Origin of the sequence: Pseudomonas sp. G11, from assembly GCF_029457515.1 — a bacterium.
Lineage (GTDB): Bacteria > Pseudomonadota > Gammaproteobacteria > Pseudomonadales > Pseudomonadaceae > Aquipseudomonas > Aquipseudomonas gorinensis.
The window spans coordinates 4,799,140-4,819,085 of sequence record NZ_CP120377.1 but is presented as its reverse complement, the minus strand read 5'-3'; the positions used below and the strand labels follow the sequence as shown (position 1 = coordinate 4,819,085).

Below are 19,946 nucleotides of genomic sequence, written 5' to 3'. Positions count from 1 at the left end.
AGGGCTCCTAGAGAGGGACCTTGGAGAATGAGACAAGGGAGCCCCCCAGCCCCATCAACAAACTCCGAAAATAGCCCATAGCTAGCCTGTCTCGAATGTCTGCTCCTGGCCGATTTTTGCCTGTCGCGACCGGCTGAAAAAGACCCAAAGCTGACGGTCGGCTTGGCTTAGGTTCAGATTGAGCAAGCCGGTCTCTCACCCAACCGCTCTACCAACCTTACGAGATAACCATCGGGATCCTGGACGATGAATTCGCGCTGACCTACTTCTATTTTGTCAGCCCGATACCAGGTGTCTTTGCATTCTCGATAGAGTGGAAATCCAGCCTGAACAAGTTTTTGGATGATGGGTGCGACAGCCTCAACATCAATCTGTAGGTTGATGCCTCTTCCAAACGGTTTGGTCAATGGCGCAGTCAGCCATTGACCCGCGTCCGGATCAATCTGCTCAAGCATTACTTGAGCACCATTCAAATCAAGGTACGCAAATCCGTCATCCGAACGTTGATAAGCTACTTTGAACCCCAGAAGAGAAACCCAAAAAGCCAGGCTGCTATCCAGGTTGGTGACCATTAACTCCGGAACCAGTTTGTTACGTTCGAACATGAGATGACTTCCATTTCAAAATGCTTGTTTTTGTGAGCGGGCAGGTTCTGCACCTACGGCTTCGCTGCCAGGGCGGGATCGTGGTGAGCATGATGATGCACGCTTGGGTGGGAGTTATCGAGTCGCTTTGAGTGGCAGCTTCTGGCCGATTCTGTTGAAAAAGTAGCTCCCCTGGCCGACCTCCGGCAAAATCTCTTCATTGGCCGGAGGGGGATCACACAGCATGATGGGACAGTTATCGAGTGGGCAGGAGCGACTGTTTTACTCCTTCAACCTTGAAGATCACATCCCAGCCAATCACCTTCTGCGCAGCATTGATCGGTGTCTCGATCTGAGCGACCTGCGCCATTACCTCGCTGATTTCTATAGCCCGATTGGGCGCCCTTCAATTGATCCTGAACTGATGATCCGCATGCTGGTCGTGGGCTACTGCTATGGCATCCGCTCCGAGCGGCGGTTGTGCGAAGAGGCCCATTTGAACCTGGCGTATCGCTGGTTCTGCCGGTTGAGCCTTGAAGATGAAGTACCCAATCACTCGACGTTTTCCAAAAATCGACACGGCCGTTTTCGGGACAGTGATCTGTTCCGCTGGTTGTTCAATGAAGTACTGCGTCGCTGCATGGATGCAGGGTTGGTCAAAGGCGAAGGCTTTGCCGTGGACGCCAGCATTATCAAAGCGGATGCCAGCCGGCAGCGCGGTGTACCGGGCGATGAACAGGTCAACTGGAGCGATCCGGCCCTGAGCACCCGCGCCGTGCGTGAGTATCTTGAGGCACTCGATGAAGAGGCTCTGGCCGAAACGCTACCGAAGCGCCTATCGCTGACTGATCCTCAAGCCCGCTGGACCGCAGCTCCAGGTGGCCCAGCGTTCTACGCTTACTCCACGAATTATCTGATCGATACCGAGCACGGTGTCATCGTGGATGTGGAACCCACACCGGCTCATCGCACGGCCGAGGTCGAGAGCACCAAGATCATGATCGACCGGGTCGAGGCGCAGTTCGACATCAAGCCGGAACGCCTTATTGGCGACACCGCTTACGGAACCGCGCCGATGCTGGCCTGGATGGTGGAGGAAAAAGACATAGAGCCGCATGTGCCGGTATGGGACAAAACCGAGCGCAAGAACGACAGTTTATCGAGCAACGATTTCCACTGGAATGAGGAGACTGAGGAATACCGCTGCCCAGCCGGCAATGCCTTGCGCAGCGAATGGCGTGCCTTCAAGAATGAGCGTTCGCACGTCACCAAAGCCAACACCATCATCTTCCGATCCCGGCAGACCGACTGCGTTTCCTGTCCGATGAAAGCCAAGTGCTGCCCGAACACGGCGTTCCGCAAGATCGCTCGCAGCGTCCATGAAGCCGCTCGTGATGTGGCTCGGCGCATTGCAGCAACGCCGGCGTATCAGCGCTCTCGCCACGAACGTAAAAAGGTCGAAATGTTGTTTGCCCACCTCAAGCGCATCCTGAAATTGGATCGCTTGCGGCTACGTGGCATGAGTGGCGCGACCGATGAGTTCACGCTGGCGGCTGCGGTACAGAACCTGCGTCGACTGGCCAAACTCACATCTCAAGGGCCACCTGCCACGGGATAGGTGCGCCTGCACGAAGCAAAAAACCTCAAATTAACCCAATAACAGAGCAGCAAAGGTCAACGAAGGGCCGAGAAACCACTCAATGTGGTGAGTAGGTTCTCCGGGGGGAGCCGTGCCTGAGTTCAGGCGAACTGAAAATCCGACTTTTTCAACAGAATCGGCCGTTTTCTGCCCGTCGCTACGTGCAGAAAACCACCCGTTAAAGGTAACGGCGATACGAGAAGAAATTGAGGCGGATGAGCTGTATCAAACCATCGGAAATGTCGCGGTAAAGGTGGTGCCACTCTCTGGCGTTGAATTCACCGATACGACACCGTTATGCGCCCTGACGATCTCTCGAACGATAAAGAGTCCAAGCCCCACGCTGCGCGAATCGGTGTCGGTCTTTGCACCCCGAATCATTGGCTCAAACAAAACGTCCATCAACGAGTCGGGAATAACCGGCCCCTGGTTTTTTACCGATACAACGGCGTGATCCTGTTCAACGCGTGAAGTGATCGTGATCGGCTGTTGTAAATCACCATAAGCCACGCTGTTAGCCACCAGATTGCCAATGATTTGCTGCACCCGGTCCGCATCCAGACAGGCGTTGCCTGTCCCCACAGTCTGATGCACCAACGTGGCTTCGGGGAATGTCATACGTAATTCATCGACGCTGGCGCCAACGAAGGCGTGCAAATCCACGGTTGAAGGGCTAAGCGTGATGCCTTGCCCAACCCTGGCCAATGCCAGGTCCAGCAGGTCGGCAATCATGCGTTCGGCACGGTTTACCGACTGGCTGATGTGGCCCAGCATTTTGCTTTCTCGAGTGGTGCGTTCTTCTCGGGCAAGGATGCCAGAGGCCATTTTGATAGCCGTCAGCGGATTTTTCAGATCGTGACTGACGATGGCCACCATTTGTTCGGCGAACGAGGCGCGAAGCTGTGCCTCTTCATAGGCGCTTTTAAGCTCGGCTTGGGCCTGCCTGAGGGCCGATTCGGCGGCGGTTTTTTCGCGCAGCAGGTCTTCGGCGACTTTTCGTGCGTTGAGCAACTCGCGCTCGTACTTGTCGCGATCTTTGGTGCCAAAGAGCGCCAGCTCATAAAACGCACCGCTGGCGTGCTCGCGTCGGACGCCGTTGAGCAACATGGTCACGATGTGTTTGTCATGGTGAACCAGATCGAGTTTTACTTCGGCGACGGATCCTTGCATCTGCATCAGCGGCGACCAATGCGTTTGATGGAAGATGCGCCCGCCCATGGTCAGCAGGTCCTGAAAACGCCGCCCGATGAGTGCCTGGGCGTCCAGGCCGATCGAATGGCTAAACGTCTGGTTGCTGCGAAGAATCGTGCCGTCTTCCTTCGTTACCACCAACCCGCAGGGGGCTTCATCGAACAGCATCTGATTATCGGGTAGCAACGGCTGGTCAGTTGACATGTTCGCCTATCCAGGGTGACAGGAAGTTCTCCATAGCTTCGGAGCATGCACTGGGCGAGCTCATGTGTGGGCAATGGCCGACGTTGGCCACCAGGCAGAGCGTACTGTTGGGCAGCACAGCGTGCAGGTAGTCACCCACGGCGAGGGGGGCGATCAGGTCGTCGGTGGATTGCAGGATCAGCGTGGGTGTCGCCAGCCCGACGATGTCCTGGCGGTTGTCGGACATGAACGTCACTCGTGCAAATTGCTTGGCGATATCGGGCTCGGTGCGGCAAAAACTGTTCATCAGCTCTTCGCTCAGTGCCGGTTGCCCTGGTGTGCCCATGATCACCGGGGCCATGGTGCTGGACCAGCCAAGGTAGTTGCTGTCGAGTATGTCGAGCAGCGAGTGGATGTCCTCCAGCTTGAAACCACCGACATAGTCGTCGGTGTCGATATAGCAGGGTGAAGGGCCGATCCTTATATGGGCAGCAATGCTTCCGGGCGCTTGGCGGTCAGCCAGGGTACCGATCATGCTGCTGACGGAATGGCCGACAACGATCACCGGCCCACGGGCGTAATGGTCGATGATTTCATTCAGGTCCCGGGCGTACCCGGCCAGTGAGTTGTACTTTTCCCGATCATAGGCTTCGAGGTCCGACTCACCCGCTCCGACGAGGTCATACAGGACAACTGTAAAGCGATCGGTGAAACCTTCGGCGAGATAACGCCACATGGACTGATCGCAGCCGAAACCATGGGAAAAGATCAGCGTTGAAGGACCATCGCCCATTACTTTTACGTTGTTGCGATGTTGAAGGTCCATGCGTGCCGCCCCGGTCGCGCCAAAGGTTTTGATGTCTGCGGCAGTGTAGATAGTCGAAAGGATCGCGTCACGCGGTATAGGTTTATGACTCCTGAGGAAGTCGCACTTGGCTCGGGCAAACATTTTAATTCTGGCGTCGAGATGCTGAAGACGAATGTCCGCTGATGCTGTTGAAAAAGTTGTACTCGCTTAGCCAAGGTGACCGCCTGCATCAATGAATAGCTTGCGGAGTTTTTTTCGAGCCGCCTCTGAAGGACGCTGTGAATAGCGTTGAAACTCTTCTTCGGCTGTGTCGGGCTTGCCGTTCATGGCCAATACAAACGCGTATGCAAGAGGATGTTGTATGTAATTGTAGAAACCCAGGCCGCCCGTCGACGGTAGTGGTCTAATAAAACCGGACACCCATTTAGGCGAAAATGCTCGCCAGATCGAGGTGTCAGATGACCAAACAACACCGTTCCTTTTCTGCTGAGTTTCGGCTTTTGCGCAGTGACATCCGGGTAGCCCATCTAATTCATATCTGCAAGTTGGACTTGATCTCTACCATTTGATTTAGCACTGTACATCGCGGTATCGGCCCGCCGAATGAAGGAGTCAAACGATTCTAATGGAATCCATGTTGCAACACCGAAGCTACAAGTCACCTGTCCAATATCTTCAAATGGCACGGTACTTATCAGGGTGCGAAGCTTTTCTGCGAGCAGCCTTGTATCGTTCAGCTCAGTATCCGGGCAAATCAGAGCAAATTCTTCTCCGCCAGTTCTGCACAGCAGATCGGTTTTGCGCGTAGCTGAACATATTTGTGTGCATAACGACTTCAGAACGTTATCACCACACTGATGGCCCCAGCGGTCGTTAATTTGTTTGAAGTGATCGACGTCAAACGTGATCAGCGACAGAGGACGGTGTTGCGCGATAGCCTCGACGAGCAGGCGCTCCATCAACTCTTCGAAGTGTCGGCGGTTGTAGACACCGGTCAGGTGATCGGTAATGTTCAATAAATGCAAGTCGCGCGTGCGCTCATCAACCAGCGAGAGCGCACGGGCGCGCTGCGTAATCAGTAAGTACACCATCAAGGTCAATAGCAGCGTCAACCCCATTCCGAACACAAAAAACAGGCTGATAGACAGTGTGTAGCTGTTGGCGACTAGAAAGGTTGAGCTGGGTCTGAACTGGACTAAGTAATTTTGGTCGGCAACTTTCAGCAGCCGCTGCGCATAAAGCGCTGAAGGGGCAGCGGTGACCTCACTCTGATAGATGATTTCCCCTTGATGCTGCGGGTCGATTAATGAAAGCGTCACGTTCAGTCGTTGCAGACTTGGCAACGGAATCCCTTGTTCCATCAAAGAAGCCAGGCGTACGGTGGAGACCACGAAACCCTGCAAATCATCATCGTTCAATGGAACCTCAGAGGACCCCTGGAATACAGGTGCGACAAAGAAAATTCCCGCCTGTCCATTGGTCATTTTCAACGGTTCCGACACCACTATTTGACGTGTTTCTCGTGCCTTGCTCATCAAGGCCTGGCGCCCCGGACGACTCATGACGTCCATGCCAGGTATGATCGTTACGTCATCGCGCTTCAATAAATAGAGCAATATCCAGTGTTCCGGCCGACGGGTGAGGGGGACTCTTTCGCCGGTGACGGGATTGATTTCATGATATGAAAAGTCACTGGTGCCGTTGAGAAGCGCTTTAGCGCGAAACGCCTGGAGATCCTTCTCAAGAATCCGGGGTACCCAGCTATAGGCTTCGTCCTCTCCAACGAGAGGCGTAACGAACCCAATAAATTCCTTTTCAGTGACATCGTCGGCGTTGACAAAGAAGCGCCTCACCACGTCCAGTTTCAATTCCTGAGTATTAAAGCGTCGCTGCAGTCGACTGAATCTTTCGTCGATTTCAAGTTGAAAAGCGACGCTAACTGTACGCTGCTCTGATCCTAAGAACAGTATCAGCACCAAGAACGTAATGGCCACCCCAGCCAGGAGCACCATACCGCAAAGGGTCACGTCTGATGCTTTGAGTGCGTTCTGACGAATAGACATGTGTTGTGTTCCTTGCTCATCGCCAAAACAGTGTGCAGTGACCGAGAGTCCTTTTGAAGTATCGGCGCGTCTGTCGATATCTTTACGACTCAAGCGCTAAAGAGGGGGCTTATATGAAAGATTCAAACCCGTTAACGGTTCAACTCTCGAGTTGTTAAAAATGGGCCTGCGAACAGTTGTAGACACGTTCGTCGACCTTTCGCAGTTTTCGGCCGGCGGGCATATTTTAGCTAGGCTCGCAGCGCCTAAGCGGGTCCACGCTGGCGAACGACACGCTTGAGCAACTGGCTTTTCTGTATCCTCCTCGACCGACTGCTTTTGGCCGATGCTGTTGAAAAAGTCGTACTCGCTTAGCCAAGGTGACCGCCTGCATCAATGAATAGCTTGCGGAGTTTTTTTCGAGCCGCCTCTGAAAGACGCTGTGAATAGCGTTGAAACTCTTCTTCGGCAGTGTCGGGCTTGCCGTTCATGGCCAATACAAACGCGTATGCAAGAGGATGTTGTATGTAGTTGTAGAAACCCAGGCCACCCGTCGACAAATGCTGCTTGACCCGCTCGAAAGCACCAGGCAGGTCGGCTATCGAACGAGCCTCGTTCCAAAACGATTCAGCTTTTGGAATGGCAGCCCGGAGGATATTGGGAGCGCTGGTTGCTATGACATCAAGTCCGTAGCTGTATGAGATATCAAACGCTCGATCTCGCACATCGAAAGTCAGATCAGGTCGTGCTGATTTTGACGTCCTGTGCCATTTGATTTCATTGCCGGAAAGATGGGGAACGAAGTCCAGTGACAGAGCCCATGACGGCGCCAGCGCGCCGCCTTTGCGCTGCTCAAGGCGAAAGAGTTGGCGAATGGGAGCATTGACGCTACGCAGCCAGGACAGCGGGCCCTGAACTTCGAACCCTAACGGCTGTAAAAGTGACTCTACGGTTGGCGAAACAATTTCGTGGATTTGATCTATTCGCACTATTTCGAACGTTTTTCCCTGCATCGTCGGCCCCATGCTCAAACGTAATCCCACTTCGACAACTTCGGTCGTTGGTTCGACCATCAGATAATGGATGGAGTCTTCTTCATCCACATTCGGGAATCAAGGCACACGAAACTTCTCTCGGCGAATTGCTTTTTACATCAGGCCGAGGTTGAACTGTCCTTTTGCAAAAGTAGCTCTCCTGATTGGTCTGAGACAAAATCTGCCCATCGGCCAGCGGGAGAGTACGCAGCATGATGGGAGAGTTATGGAGTGGGCAGGATAGGCTGTTTTATTCGTTCAATCGTGAAGACCACATGGCCAAACATACACCTCAAGGGCCACCCGCCACAGGATAGGCGCGCCTGCCTCAAGCAAAAAACCTCAAATCAACCCACTGACAAAGCAGCAACGGGTTAAGCACCTTCAATAGACCGTCACTGTCGCTGAAACTCTTTCAGGCCCCGCGAACATATTCCAAGAGGAGCCAAGCCCCCAAGCGGAAGAAATGCTAGATGTGATTGAGCAAGTTGGTCATAGTATTTTCCGTTTAGGCCAAATCCACATCTTCCATTAGGGCTCTACAAGACAACATGTCTAGCATTGCGATCACCGATCTAACTGTGCCTTGGGACGTCGACAGCATTTCGCGCCCCGTCGTGGCCTTGAGTGCCACATCGGTAACAAAGGACTGGGAAAATGCGAGGCATCAGCACCGCAAGGCGCAGCTGATCTATTCCCTACGCGGCATCCTCAACTGCGAAATTGAAGACGGTGTCTGGATCGTGCCGCCGCAGTGCGCCATATGGATACCGGGAGACTTGCCTCACGCGGCGCGGGGGGCGGGTGAAACGGAATGCTATTGCCTGTTCGTTGAGCCAGACGCAGCACCGGACCTTCCGAAAACCTGTTGCACGATTTCGGTATCGCCATTGCTACGTGAGTTGCTACTGAAGGTGGCCGGTTTTCCTGAGTTATATGCGCAGGGGGGGCGAGAAGACCGGTTAATTGCCGCATTGCTCGATGAGTTGGTGGCGGCCCCCGTGGAAGACTTGCATCTGCCCATGCCGCGTGATTCCCGATTACGCCGCCTCGTGGAAATGATGCTGGCCGACCCCACGGACAAGACGTCGAAGGCCGACTGGGCTACTCGAATTGGTATGAGCGAGCGAAGCATGAGCCGTCTTTTGCTGCATGAAATTGGAATGAGCTTTGGGCGCTGGCGTCGGCAACTGCATGTGATCCTTGCGCTTCAACGTTTGACCAAGGGTGAAAGCGTGCAAACGGTGGCAATAGAGCTGGGGTACGAAAACGCCAGCGGGTTCGTAACCATGTTCCGCAAGGCCGTGGGCAAACCTCCGGCACGATACCTATCGGATCGCATCGGCGGCGCAGAGCTCGCTTCCGTGCCCGGCATCATGCTCCCCAATGAAATCTCTCCCTGATGCATCAGACTCTTGACTCGGGACCACCGGCCGCCTTCCGTCGCCGATGGTCCTTCCTTGCGGAGTTGCCGACATTTTGCAACGTCGTGGTGATGGTGAAAGCTAACTCCTCGTCGAGAACAAAACCCTCCTCGGATGCCAGCGACTGTAGGTGCTCACGCAACCCCCGGTCTTCAATGAAAACCATCCGCACGCCAAAATGAAATCACGCTTGGCCTAACTGAATAACAATCTGGCCTGGTTTCGCCATCACTCCCCTCTGTGCCTATTGTTAAATGAAACATCTAAATACAAATGAGTATTGTTGATGTTCATCATTGCAACTGTTGGGAAGTCCCGTTGGCCAATTGATAGGCGCGCAGAGCCCGCTGGCCATCCTCATCTGGATGGTTCGTACAAGGGCGCAATCAGGAGCGCGCCCTGCACCGTGCTGGGCTCGGCAGTTGCGGCGGCAGTTCTCATTAGCGCGCAGGGCGCATTTGCCGCCGAGCCACGGCAGATTCAAACCCGGGCAGGGGGGACGTCTCAAGAAGAGATAGCCTTGCCGGCCATCACCATAACGGGCCCCATGGATACGGCGACCACCGAAGGTACTGGCTCCTACACCACGGGCCAGACGTCGGCGGCGACGCACCTGCCGCTGTCGCTGCGGGAAACACCGCAGTCGGTGACGGTGATCACCCGCCAGCGCATGGACGACCAGCAATTGAATTCGGTTCAGGGCGTGTTGGAGAACACCACGGGCGTCTCTTCATACCAGTCCGACAGCGAGCGGACGAGTTTCTACTCGCGTGGTTTCTTGATCAACAACGTCCAGTACGACGGCATACCCACCATCCTCGGCAACATCGTCAATGGAAGCGGCATCGGTTCTATCGATACCGCGTTCTATGATCGTATCGAGGTAGTGCGGGGCGGCTCCGGATTGCTGACCGGCACCGGCAATCCCTCGGCCGCCATCAACCTGGTGCGCAAACGACCGACCCGTGAATTCTCGGCGTCCGCCTCGCTCGGAGCGGGGAGCTGGGATACCCACCGGGAAATGGCCGACGTATCGACTCCGTTGACCGAGGATGGCCGTATCCGCGCCCGCATGGTCGGGACGTCCCAGGAAGGAAACTCGTACATCGATGGGTACAAGCCACAGAGGAAGGCGTTCTACGGCATCATCGAGGCAGATCTGACACCCGACACGACGGTGAGCCTGGGCTATGACTACCAGGACATCACGCCGAAGGGCTCGACCTGGGGTGGTTTACCGCTATGGTTCAGCGACGGCACGCAGGCGGAGTATTCACGCTCCAAAAACTACGCGCAGAACTGGAGCCATTGGGACAACACCCTTAAGACGGCGTTTGCCGAGATCGAGCACCGCTTTGACAACGGCTGGAATCTCCGGGCCGTCGCTAATCAATACCGCACGGAATTCGATGCCGAACTGCTCGGCCTGGTCGGCCGCCCCGATCGCGCCACGGGACTGGGCACCTTTCCCAACGGGGCTCTTCCGGTGGCACTGGCGTCCGAAGGTCGCAGCCGTCAAAACACCTTCGACGTGATGGCGAGCGGCCCCTTCGAACTGCTTGGCCGTCAGCATGACCTGGTGGTGGGGGCGACGAGTTCGCGCCGCACCGCCAGCCAGGAGGATATCGCTCCGTTTTATCCAGGCTTTACGCCGGTCAATGTCTATGAACTGAGCCCAGCCTATCCCCGCCCCAACTTCGATGCCATGCCTTCGATACCGACCCGCACTCGAATCAAGCAGAGTGGTGTCTATAGCGCAGCCCGGTTCTCGCTGGCCGAGCCTCTGAAACTCATTGTCGGCGGCCGCTTCAGCAACTACGAAATCGACGATGTCGTCGGTGGCTCGTCGTTGCACTACAAGAAGAGCAGTGAATTCACCGCGTATGCCGGCTTGATCTACGACATCGACAAGACCTATTCAGCCTACGTGAGCTACACGGGCATATTCAATCCGCAAACCGACTATCGCGACAGCAAGGGCAACGTGCTCACCCCGTCAAAGGGAAAAACCAAGGAAATCGGCCTTAAAGGCGCCTACATGGACGGGCGTCTGAATGCGTCGGTAGCCTTGTTCCATACCGAGCTGGATAACGCTGCACAGATGGTCGCAGGTACCTATACACCAGGTGGTGCGCAAGCCTACATAGGCGCGGATGGGACGAAGTCGCGCGGGATCGAGTTGGACTTGCAGGGCGAGCTGGCGCGTGGTTGGAACATCTATGCGGGTATCGCCCATTTCACTGCGCAAGATGGCAATGGCGTCCGCTTGAATTCACAAATACCGCGCACCACGGCCCAGCTCTTCAGCACCTACCAATTGCCCGGAGGGTGGAGCAAGTTGACGCTAGGCGCAGGCGTCAAATGGCAAAGCCGCTTCTACCAGGCACCCAACACCGGCACCAGTTCGCTGGGCGGGGAACAGGGTTCATATGCCCTGGTATCACTTTTAGGGCGCTACGCCATCACGAAGAAGATCACCGCGGCAGTCAACGTCAACAACGTGTTCGATAAGAAGTACGCGTTGCAGAAGGGCGATTTTGACACCGTAGGTTACGGCGCACCGCGCAACTTGATGGTGACGCTGGACTATAGGTACTGATTTACCGCAGGCAAACGTTTCAGCCGTTAGAAATCCCCAGACATACAACAGCCATTGATTATCGAGAGAGCTCCTATGTCCCTTCAATCTACTCTACAACCCGCCCAAGACCCGGCCAACAACCCAAATAAAGTGGCCTTGTTCTGGTTGACGACAGCCGCTGGTGCCGTACTTTTTGTCACCTTCCAGTTATTTTTCTACGTAAACGACTTTGTGAGAGCGCACGGAGCGACACCGGCGATTACTTTTGAGCCCGATGTGCTTTGGATGTTTTCGGCATTCTATGGGTCTTGGATCGTGACGGTGCTTCTCGCACTGATCGGAACGCGTAAGGCTCAGGGGGTTGCCCTGGTCCTCGGCAGTCTGCTTGTCGTCCTGAATACCCTCGGGGGAATCTCCGACGGGTTGCGCGACGGTTGGCACGTTGCCTTTTCGGCAGCGTTCTTCATTACGTTACCCGGTGTATTCGCCATTGCGGCCACCTGGCGTTGCATCAAAAGCAAAGGAAACGGCCATGTCGATGAATAGTTCTGACTTCCCATTGGTCTGGATGAACCTTACGCAAGAACCCGGACATGATCACCAGAAGGACTTCGACGAATTCGAGGCCAATTTGCAGCGCGGGGAACCCTTCGTACTTTTGACCGATACCGTACCTGCAGAAGACCATGAGCACTCGCCGGAAGAAAAGAAGCGCACCGCGCTCTGGATGAAAAAGCACAAGGTTGAATTGCGAAAGTTGGTTCTGGCAATGATCCTGGTTGAAACCCACTCCGCAAAACGTCTTGGTTACAAGGCATTTGCGGTCGTTTTTGCCAAGTTCTGGGGTTACCCTCTGCTTCTTGCTGCTTCACGTGAGCAGGCAATCGAAATGGCAAGAGAACTGCTCTCAAAGGATGGAAAGCCATCTCACTGATGGTCCCCGCTGGCGTCCGATTTTCGATGAAACTCTGCTGCCGCGCACCGTCTCGGCGAGCTGCTGCCCTAACCGTTGCCCGATCGCCGGCTTCCACCACACCAGCGAGAACCCCACGCCTACTGGCCGAGCATGACGCGACGCCAGTAGATGCCGGCCACGCGCAGCCCATCCGACTTCGGGCGGTGCTCCAGGCCGGTTTCGATGGCAATCTCCCTGGCTGGCTGCGCCAGCTCCCGATTGCGCAGAGTTCCCGGCAAATTCCGGGCGAGGATCACCCGCTGCACGCCCCATTCTCCGCTCTCGAATTTCTCTATTTCTAAGAACAGTGTTCGGTGCAGCGAGTCGTTCCAGTTTTTGTAGGGCCGTGATGACCGCTTTTGGCCGATTGTTACCTGTCGCGAACGACTGCTCCGCCCCTTGGCTGACCGCCGCTTGGACGATACCTGAGCGCGCTGGCATTCCTTGTGGGAATGTAGCTCATAAAATTAATGAATTTTTATTATCGTTCTTTATGACCTAAGTTGATTCAAGGACAGGGAGAACCGCCTTGAAATCACCCATTAACTCAGTTGAAAAGTTTGATCATGTTCGGGCTAGTGAATACGGACGACAGAGCCGTATCGCGCTGGCAGGTTATGACGCCTGTCAGGACCTGGTGGCGTGCATGCTCGCGGCAAGCCTTGGAAATAGGCGCTCGGCAAAAATACTGGTAGTCGGCGCTGGCGGTACGGCGCAGGAGATCATCGCGATGGCCAGGCTTGAGCCAGGCTGGCGCTTCACCGCCGTTGATCCATCTGAATCGATGCTGGAAACCGCGAAACAGCAGTTAGCCGTCAACAACATGCTTGAAAGAACGGACGTGCACCTTGGGCACGTTGAAGACTTGGTCGCAGATGAGTCCTACGACGCAGCCACGTTGATCGGTGTACTCCATCATCTCGATGGGGATGATGCCAAGGGAGACATTCTGCGATCCATTCGGGCTCGTCTGAAACCGGGGGCTCCGCTGATTGTCGCCGGCAATCAATATGCCTATGCCAGCCAGCCGTTGCTCCTCGCCGCCTGGGGGCAACGTTGGCGGCAGCACGGAGCCAGTCCGGATGAAGTGAAAGTCAAACTTGGGAAAATTCTCCAAGGCGCTGACCCTCCACATTCTGAGGCGGCTGTTCAGAAGCTTTTGCATGATGCAGGTTTTGGGGACGCTACCCGTTTTTTCAGCAGTCTGTTCTGGGGGGCCTGGTTAACGTGTAGAACGGTCTGAACGGCGAGCTGAGTGGCAGCTCTTGGCCGGAAGGCAGCCTTTCACAGCGTGCAGAAATCGACCCATGGTTAACCGCCTTAATCGGCAGAAACCGTTCACGTGCAGTCATCACGAGGGTAAGCGCGGGAGTTCATTGAAGGGATCGCCCTCAAACCAAGGTGAGCATCGAGGCCAAATCAAATGAAACCTCAATGGCCATCTCTGCCTACCTGGGTAAATCCTCAACGCTTCAGCAATGGTTAACGCCTGAAAGCATGCCTCTTGGCTATCGAGACAATCAGCAGCCCCGGCAGCAGCAACGCCAACGTTACCCAGGGAATAGCGCTTGCTCCCCAGGTTTCCAAGAGAACGCCGCCGATCACACCACTGCCTGCAAACGCCAGGTTAAAGACGGTGACCAGCATTGATTGCGCAATATCCGCGCCGTCACCGGCAACATCGGCCAAGGCAGTTTGCAATAAGGTTGGCGCACCACCGAAGCTCATCCCCCATAAGACGATGCTGATATAGATCGCACTCGCGGGCAGGCCACCCAACCCAAGGGTAAACGCAACCAGGGTGAATGCTGTCAGGCTGAGCAATACCAGGCTCCGAAGCCTGCCATCAATCAGCGTGCCGATCATCCATAGACCGAACAAGGCCGCCATACCGAATAAAAGGAGGCCTCGATCTACCTGATCGGCCAATCCAACAGAAGCCAGGAACGCAGCAATATAGGTATAGAGGGTGTAATGGGCCAGGATCCAGAGCATGACCACCGCCAGCACGGGCCGCACGCCCGGGGTTTGCAAGACCTTGCGTAGCGGCAGGCGTTGATCGGAGCGTTGTCCGGGATAATCAGGCACTTTCAGATATATCCAGGCCATCAGCAAAAGGCTGAGTCCTGAGAGCGTGCCGAATACGCAACGCCATCCCAGCAGTTTGCCGAGCCAGGCACCCAGCGGTACGCCCAGGGCAAGAGCCAAAGGGATGCCGAGCATGGCCAGCGCCATAGCGCGACCGTGCAGTTGTGGGATAACCAACCGTCTGGCGTAGCCGGCCAGCAGGCTCCAGGCCAGACCGGTTGCAATACCCACCATGAAGCGAGCAGCCAGCGTCAATGAAAACCAGGGCGACAGGGCGGTCACCGCATTACAGGCGCAAAACACCCCGACGGCCAGTAATAGCACCCAGCGCCGACGCCAACCCTGCAACGCGAGCGTCAAGGGAATAGCCGCCAACCCTGAGCCCAGTGCACAGAGTGTCACCATCTGACCGGCCCACGCTTGCGACACACCAAATGCCTCGGCGATTTGCGGCAACAGTCCTGCTGGTACCGTTTCGTTGGCGGTGGCGATAAAGCTACCCATTGTCAGCGCCAACAGGGCCCCCAGTGGGAGACGCCCGGTAGTGAGGTATTCGGTATTACCTGAAGTCGTGAAAGAGCCATTTTCAAAGTGTGATTTGCCAGTCATGACCTGTGCTCAACGGGAGGGGAGGCATGAGTGTGATGAATTGCCACTGATTTGATAATTGGCCTACCATTTGATGAACTATCAAATTTGAATTGAATATGGCCACTGACCGATTGGGTGATATGCGTTTGTTTGTCGAGGCGGCGGCACTCGGCAGCTTGTCTGCCGCAGGACGCAAGCTGGCGCTGTCGCCAGCCGCGGCCAGCGCGCGTCTTATCAAGCTTGAGGCGGCGCTGCGCACCAAGTTGTTTGATCGCACAACGCGTCAGTTGCGCCTCACGGAAGAAGGTCGGTTTTATTTGCAACAGTGCTGGGTTGCATTGCGGGCTATCGATGAAGCGGAAGCGGGGCTTCAAGCCAGTCAAACAGAGGTGCGTGGCAAGGTACGGATATCCGCGTCTGCCGATTTTGGCCGCAATCTTTTGAATGACTGGCTTGAGGCATTCAGTTCATTGCACCCAGAACTGTACATCGCGCTGACGTTGTCGGATTCGGTGTCGAACCTGGTGCAGGACGATGTCGATCTGGCAATCCGGTTTGGACAGCCCCATGAAAGCTCGATGATCGCCAGGCAGTTGGCGCCCAACTGGCGAGTACTGTGCGCTTCGCCTGACTATCTGGCGCGCTACGGTGAACCCCAGACCCCTGCTGACTTGGTTGACCACAAGTTCATCGTGCTGGTGACTTCCGCAGGCCCATTGAACACCTTTCACTTTGTGGTGGACGGGCAAGAATGGAACCACACCGTACCCATGAGCCAGGCATGGGAAACAAATGATGGCGCACTCGCGCGCGCATGGGCATTGGCCGGGCATGGCATCGCACGTAAGACCATTTGGGATGCCGCAGCCGATATCCGTGCGGGACGACTGAAAGTCCTGTTGCCTGACTTTTGTGTCCGAGAGGCCGGCGTCTACGCGTTATTGCACGGCAGTCGTTACCGGGTTCCCCGCGTGCGTGTATTGCTGGATTTCCTTATCGAGCATTTTGATCGCGCAACCCATGAGCTGTTGTTCGACCTTAAAGCACCTGATGCCAGGAGGTCGTAAGCCACGCCATATCAGATAAGTGTCACGGTCAAGTGCCAAGGTTCACCAGCTGGGTCAACACGGCAACTAGCGAAACAGTGCCCTGAATTCGTTCGATATTGCCGCCCTCAAACGAGATCCACCCCTCATTGAAACCATCGAGCATGCGGATTCGAGCCAGCGGGTGCTGCATCCCTTGTGCGCGAAAGAGGTTGTCCCAAGTCTCTCTCGGCACAGCCTGAGCTTGAACAGAACGGCCCAGTATCAGGCTGAATGTAGCGGCAATGTCTTCAGGGCTCACGTGCTGCCCCTCCAGTTCGACAATGCGCTGGCCGTGCCAGGATTGCTGGATGAGTGCAGCGGCCGTCCGGCCGACGTCCGCTGTTGCGATCATGGGCACTGTTTTATCGAGTGGTTGCAGGAAGCTGTGGATCACCCCCTCATCTCGTGCCGTGGCCACGTCCCACAAGGCATTCTCCATGAACCAACCAGGGCGCAGGAACGTCACGGGAACATCAAGCTTGCTAAGGGCTTGTTCCATGAGCGTGCGTTGGGTTAGCAGGTTGGTGTTCACGGCTTGGGCACCGATGGTCGAAAGACAGACGACTCGCTGTGGCTGTGCCGTTGCGATGGCCTCGCTCACTGCCGCAATCACCGCTTTGGCCTCGGGGAAGTGCGGTTCGGGATCAAAATCCGACGGTGGCAGGATGAACACACCTTGGGCGCCTTCAAATGCCCGCGTCAGTGCGGCGGCGTCGTCCATTTCTGCAATGGCGATCTCGCAACCGAACGCTTCCCACGATTCAGCTTTGTGAGCGTCGCGCATCACGGCGCGAACGGGTTGCTTGTTTTCCAGCAGAGCACGGGCAAGTGCGCCGCCGACCTTGCCGGTGATTCCAGTGATTGCGTACATGATTGACCTGCCATCAATGAGTCCGAAGGGGATGCGCCACTGCATCTACGTACATCCATGTGCAGTAGCGATCTGACGGGGGCAGATTATCGAAGCCTGCATGATGACAGAATAGCCATCGAGTCAACTGAGTGATGACCTTAAGTCATGAATTGGCGGGCTCGCCGTCGTATTCTCAACCGACGTCTGTAACCGCCTTGACTCGGGCTGTAGAACGAGCCCGATAGCTGTGCGCCGCAGGTTCGGACAGATCCAATACCTCTGTCACGAAATCGATGAATGCGCTGACCTTTGCAGGAGGCAGGTGGCGAGAGGGGTAGAGCGCGTACAGGTGAAAGCTCTCCCCCTGCCAATCTTGAAGTATCTCAACCAGGCTGTTGTCGGCCAGCAGGTCTTTGACCCCACTGGCCTTGACCCGCGCCACGCCTGCACCGCCAACGCAGGCCGCGATAAGTGTGCTGGACTCATTCACCAGCAAGCGGCCGCTGGTACGCAGGGTGATCTTCTCGCCCGCAGACCCATACTCCCAATCCAATGGCAGGCCCGTCATGGCGCTTTTCATCTGGATACATGAGTGTCCTGCCAGATCGCCAGGTGTATTTGGGCGGCCACGTCGCTTGAGGTAGTCAGGGGAGGCCACGGTGACCGTTCGCGTGTCGAGCAGCCTGCGGGCCACCAACGATGATGAAGGTGGCTGACCGAACCGCACCGCGATATCGAAACCTTCGGCGACCAGGTCGCCGAGCTGATCGCGGACGGTGAGTTCGAGTTCAAGGTTAGGATGGCGCTGCAAAAACTTGTCGATGTGAGGCGCGAGCATTCGGCCTGCAAAGAATGCATCGACATTGACCCGCAAACGCCCTTGCACCGCCGTGGATGCGCCGGTCGCGAGCGTGACGGCATCACCAATGCCAGCCAGCAGGGGGCTGATTTGCGCGTAGAGCTGCCGACCTTCATCTGTCAGGGTGACTGAGCGCGTCGTCCGGTCAAACAAGCGAATGCCAATACTCGATTCCAGGCGAGTCACCGCACGGCTGACCCCTGAGGGCGACATGCCTAAAGCTTCGGCAGCCCGCGCAAAGCTGCCGCTATGCACGATGGCAGCCAGAACACTGATGTTAGCGAGCATGCGACCGTCGAAACTCATGATTTATTGGTGCTCAAAAGTCATCAAATATCTGGCTGTGTGGGCATTCTGTCAATACAGCGCTTTCTCTATCCGCTCCAAACGTTTTGTACCTTCAGGAGGGTTGCCAGGCGATGATTGTTCGGCCACTCCCGAGAAGGCAGCCAAGGAGAGAAAACAGATCCGTCCCCATTTCTGGACCTACACCAGCACCGTCAACCAGGCCGACACCAGCAGCAAAAAAGCCAGTGCATAGTTCACGCGTTTGAACGCCTGTGGTGAACCAAAAAACCGAGCACTGCCTACGCCGAGCAATGCCCACAGGGTCATGCACGGCAAGGATACCGACAGAAACACCAGCGACAACACCACCAGCCGCATGGTCTTGTCGCCGCCACCGGCAAACACGCTCGTCACCGCCACCGCCATCATCCAGACTTTGGGGTTGAGCAATTGCAGGGTGGCGGCACCGAACACGCTGAGGCCCTCGTCGCGCGGGGGCGGGTTCAGGGACGGCGGCGCGCTTTGAAAGATCTGCCAGGCCAGCCAACTCAACCAGAGCACCCCGGCCCAGGCCATCGTCTGTTGCACGCGGGGAAACCGCAGCAGCGTCTCGCCCACGCCAAGCCCGACTGCAAACACAATCAGCGCCGCCGCCACGCATGCGCCAAAAATGATCGGCAGCGTAGCGCCCAGCCCCCACCGCGAACTGTGGCTCAGCACCAGAATATTGGTTGGCCCCGGGGTGATCGAGGCCACGAACGCAAACAGCAGGAAAGGCAGCAGCGACTCCATGGCTCAGGCTCCCTGAGGACGCATCGAAGACGCAGAAAAGAACAGCGGAAAAGACATGGCATGGACTCCTTGATCAGATAGGAGCCCATGGTCGCGGGTCGGCTGGATTCAGTCTGGAAGGTTTGAGCAGCGCTTACGGTAGTCCGCTGGCGTGAGCTGGTAGGCACGGCGGAACCAGCGCCCCATATGGCTTTGATCGGAGAATCCGAGCGCACTGGCCACCTGCGCCGGCGACTCGCCCCGCGCCAGCAGCTGCCGCGCCTTGGCCAGACGCAGCTGGATCAGATAAGCATGAGGCGCCAGCCCAAAGGCTGCCTTGAAGGCCCGCGTCAGGCGAAAGCGATCAACCCCACAGGCTTGAGCCAGATCATCCAGCCCAATGTCCTCGTAGACATGGGCATGCAGATAGTCACGCGCGACCTGGGCCACCAACGGCAGACGCGGATCGAAGGCCCGCCGCTTGCGCCAATCAAGGTGGCAAGTGAGCGATCCCAACAAGGTATCGATGGCGCTCTGGCGCACGATGCGCAAGTCACCCTCATGGAGCACGTGGAAGGCGTGATAAACGGCAGTGGCCAAGCCCGGCTCCTGGCTCAGGGTGTCGGCAAAGCCCGGTTGACTGTTGGCCGGCGCGTGCTCGAACAACCCATGCAACTCCCGTTCAAGCCAGTGCGGATCAAGGTAGAGCATGGAATAGGTAAACCCTTCCTCGGTCGGCGCATGCCCATCGTGGATTTCCCCCGGCTCCAGCATGAATACCTTGCCCGGCGTACTAAGATGGCGCACGCGTCGGCAATTGAACTGCTGCACCCCTTGTTCGGTGACACCCACCAGAAAACTGTCATGCCAGTGCGGATCGTAGGCATGCCCCTGAAAATGGGCACGAATCGATTCAATCCCGGTATCGGCATCCTGGGACAGCTCAATCCAGTTGCGTTTATCCACG

Annotated in this window: 17 protein-coding genes and 1 pseudogene; 7 read left to right on the top strand and 11 right to left on the bottom strand. The window is 56.2% G+C overall.

Features of this window, described 5'->3' with window-relative positions:
- Positions 1-173: 173 nt before the first annotated feature.
- Positions 174-605, bottom strand: coding sequence for a VOC family protein (locus P2T68_RS22080; protein WP_032885277.1), 432 nt, complete (start codon positions 603-605; stop codon positions 174-176).
- Positions 606-828: 223 nt separating this feature from the next.
- On the opposite strand from P2T68_RS22080, the gene P2T68_RS22075 reads away from it, so the two are divergent.
- The gene (locus P2T68_RS22075) at positions 829-2,202 is read left to right on the top strand and encodes an IS1182 family transposase (RefSeq protein ID WP_042910153.1); all 1,374 of its coding nucleotides are present in this window, start codon (positions 829-831) and stop codon (positions 2,200-2,202) included.
- Positions 2,203-2,448: 246 nt separating this feature from the next.
- Here P2T68_RS22075 and P2T68_RS22070 read toward each other — a convergent pair whose 3' ends face one another.
- The 4 genes from P2T68_RS22070 to P2T68_RS22055 form a co-directional block, all read right to left on the bottom strand.
- On the bottom strand, positions 2,449-3,618 hold the full coding sequence (locus tag P2T68_RS22070) for a PAS domain-containing sensor histidine kinase (RefSeq protein ID WP_277378277.1): 1,170 nt from the start codon (positions 3,616-3,618) through the stop codon (positions 2,449-2,451).
- On the bottom strand, positions 3,608-4,423 hold the full coding sequence (locus P2T68_RS22065) for an alpha/beta hydrolase (protein WP_277378276.1): 816 nt from the start codon (positions 4,421-4,423) through the stop codon (positions 3,608-3,610). The genes P2T68_RS22070 and P2T68_RS22065 overlap by 11 nt, the downstream gene beginning before the upstream one ends.
- A 509-nt stretch (positions 4,424-4,932) precedes the next feature.
- Positions 4,933-6,468, bottom strand: coding sequence for a diguanylate cyclase (locus P2T68_RS22060; RefSeq protein WP_069076403.1), 1,536 nt, complete (start codon positions 6,466-6,468; stop codon positions 4,933-4,935).
- Positions 6,469-6,818: 350 nt separating this feature from the next.
- Positions 6,819-7,550, bottom strand: coding sequence for a hypothetical protein (locus tag P2T68_RS22055; protein ID WP_227496865.1), 732 nt, complete (start codon positions 7,548-7,550; stop codon positions 6,819-6,821).
- 482 nt (positions 7,551-8,032) lie between these two features.
- Here P2T68_RS22055 and P2T68_RS22050 point away from each other — a divergent pair, with 482 nt between their 5' ends.
- The 4 genes from P2T68_RS22050 (at position 8,033) to P2T68_RS22035 (ending at position 12,420) form a co-directional block, all read left to right on the top strand.
- Entirely contained in the window at positions 8,033-8,884 is an 852-nt protein-coding gene (locus tag P2T68_RS22050) for a helix-turn-helix transcriptional regulator (protein ID WP_024074962.1), read from the top strand.
- Positions 8,885-9,191: 307 nt separating this feature from the next.
- Positions 9,192-11,504 carry a TonB-dependent siderophore receptor gene (locus tag P2T68_RS22045; protein ID WP_277378275.1) on the top strand — a complete coding sequence of 771 codons (2,313 nt, stop codon included), beginning with the start codon at positions 9,192-9,194 and terminating at the stop codon, positions 11,502-11,504.
- A gap of 75 nt (positions 11,505-11,579) precedes the next feature.
- Positions 11,580-12,032, top strand: a complete 453-nt coding sequence (locus P2T68_RS22040; RefSeq protein WP_277378274.1) for a hypothetical protein — start codon at positions 11,580-11,582, stop codon at positions 12,030-12,032.
- Positions 12,019-12,420 carry a hypothetical protein gene (locus tag P2T68_RS22035; RefSeq protein WP_024074966.1) on the top strand — a complete coding sequence of 134 codons (402 nt, stop codon included), beginning with the start codon at positions 12,019-12,021 and terminating at the stop codon, positions 12,418-12,420. The genes P2T68_RS22040 and P2T68_RS22035 overlap by 14 nt, the downstream gene beginning before the upstream one ends.
- On the opposite strand, the pseudogene P2T68_RS22030 reads toward P2T68_RS22035, so the two are convergent.
- A pseudogene (locus P2T68_RS22030) lies at positions 12,394-12,704 on the bottom strand (DUF3363 domain-containing protein); the annotation flags it as partial. The gene P2T68_RS22035 and the pseudogene P2T68_RS22030 overlap by 27 nt on opposite strands.
- A gap of 266 nt (positions 12,705-12,970) precedes the next feature.
- Here P2T68_RS22030 and P2T68_RS22025 point away from each other — a divergent pair.
- Positions 12,971-13,684, top strand: a complete 714-nt coding sequence (locus tag P2T68_RS22025; protein ID WP_069076402.1) for a class I SAM-dependent methyltransferase — start codon at positions 12,971-12,973, stop codon at positions 13,682-13,684.
- A 239-nt stretch (positions 13,685-13,923) separates the two neighbouring features.
- Here P2T68_RS22025 and P2T68_RS22020 read toward each other — a convergent pair whose 3' ends face one another.
- A complete protein-coding gene (locus P2T68_RS22020; RefSeq protein ID WP_069076397.1) occupies positions 13,924-15,138 on the bottom strand; it encodes an MFS transporter in 1,215 nt (404 codons plus the stop codon).
- Positions 15,139-15,236: 98 nt separating this feature from the next.
- Between P2T68_RS22020 and P2T68_RS22015 the strand changes: the two genes are divergently transcribed.
- Positions 15,237-16,187, top strand: a complete 951-nt coding sequence (locus P2T68_RS22015; RefSeq protein WP_069076396.1) for a LysR family transcriptional regulator — start codon at positions 15,237-15,239, stop codon at positions 16,185-16,187.
- Between the two features lie 28 nt (positions 16,188-16,215).
- Here P2T68_RS22015 and P2T68_RS22010 read toward each other — a convergent pair whose 3' ends face one another.
- The 4 genes from P2T68_RS22010 to P2T68_RS21995 all read right to left on the bottom strand — a co-directional run bounded on the left by P2T68_RS22010 (position 16,216) and on the right by P2T68_RS21995 (position 19,945).
- Positions 16,216-17,079, bottom strand: coding sequence for an NmrA family NAD(P)-binding protein (locus P2T68_RS22010; protein WP_168233639.1), 864 nt, complete (start codon positions 17,077-17,079; stop codon positions 16,216-16,218).
- 175 nt (positions 17,080-17,254) lie between these two features.
- Positions 17,255-18,226: a LysR family transcriptional regulator gene (locus P2T68_RS22005; RefSeq protein ID WP_193690538.1), complete on the bottom strand. Its 972-nt coding sequence runs from the start codon at positions 18,224-18,226 to the stop codon at positions 17,255-17,257.
- Positions 18,227-18,406: 180 nt separating this feature from the next.
- Entirely contained in the window at positions 18,407-19,000 is a 594-nt protein-coding gene (locus tag P2T68_RS22000; RefSeq protein WP_277378273.1) for a LysE family translocator, read from the bottom strand.
- 108 nt (positions 19,001-19,108) lie between these two features.
- Positions 19,109-19,945: an AraC family transcriptional regulator gene (locus P2T68_RS21995; protein ID WP_069076395.1), complete on the bottom strand. Its 837-nt coding sequence runs from the start codon at positions 19,943-19,945 to the stop codon at positions 19,109-19,111.
- Position 19,946 lies beyond the last annotated feature (1 nt).

What these genes read in the sequence shown, in the direction of transcription:
- P2T68_RS22005 (WP_193690538.1), bottom strand. Translation starts at nt 18,226, where the DNA reads ATGAGTTTCGACGGTCGCATGCTCGCTAACATCAGTGTTCTGGCTGCC.
- P2T68_RS22010 (WP_168233639.1), bottom strand. Translation starts at nt 17,079, where the DNA reads ATGTACGCAATCACTGGAATCACCGGCAAGGTCGGCGGCGCACTTGCC.
- P2T68_RS22045 (WP_277378275.1), top strand. Translation starts at nt 9,192, where the DNA reads ATGTTCATCATTGCAACTGTTGGGAAGTCCCGTTGGCCAATTGATAGG.
- P2T68_RS22040 (WP_277378274.1), top strand. Translation starts at nt 11,580, where the DNA reads ATGTCCCTTCAATCTACTCTACAACCCGCCCAAGACCCGGCCAACAAC.
- P2T68_RS22000 (WP_277378273.1), bottom strand. Translation starts at nt 19,000, where the DNA reads ATGGAGTCGCTGCTGCCTTTCCTGCTGTTTGCGTTCGTGGCCTCGATC.
- P2T68_RS22035 (WP_024074966.1), top strand. Translation starts at nt 12,019, where the DNA reads ATGTCGATGAATAGTTCTGACTTCCCATTGGTCTGGATGAACCTTACG.
- P2T68_RS22080 (WP_032885277.1), bottom strand. Translation starts at nt 605, where the DNA reads ATGTTCGAACGTAACAAACTGGTTCCGGAGTTAATGGTCACCAACCTG.
- P2T68_RS22015 (WP_069076396.1), top strand. Translation starts at nt 15,237, where the DNA reads ATGGCCACTGACCGATTGGGTGATATGCGTTTGTTTGTCGAGGCGGCG.
- P2T68_RS22050 (WP_024074962.1), top strand. Translation starts at nt 8,033, where the DNA reads ATGTCTAGCATTGCGATCACCGATCTAACTGTGCCTTGGGACGTCGAC.
- P2T68_RS22070 (WP_277378277.1), bottom strand. Translation starts at nt 3,618, where the DNA reads ATGTCAACTGACCAGCCGTTGCTACCCGATAATCAGATGCTGTTCGAT.
- P2T68_RS22060 (WP_069076403.1), bottom strand. Translation starts at nt 6,468, where the DNA reads ATGTCTATTCGTCAGAACGCACTCAAAGCATCAGACGTGACCCTTTGC.
- P2T68_RS22065 (WP_277378276.1), bottom strand. Translation starts at nt 4,423, where the DNA reads ATGGACCTTCAACATCGCAACAACGTAAAAGTAATGGGCGATGGTCCT.
- P2T68_RS22075 (WP_042910153.1), top strand. Translation starts at nt 829, where the DNA reads ATGATGGGACAGTTATCGAGTGGGCAGGAGCGACTGTTTTACTCCTTC.
- P2T68_RS22020 (WP_069076397.1), bottom strand. Translation starts at nt 15,138, where the DNA reads ATGACTGGCAAATCACACTTTGAAAATGGCTCTTTCACGACTTCAGGT.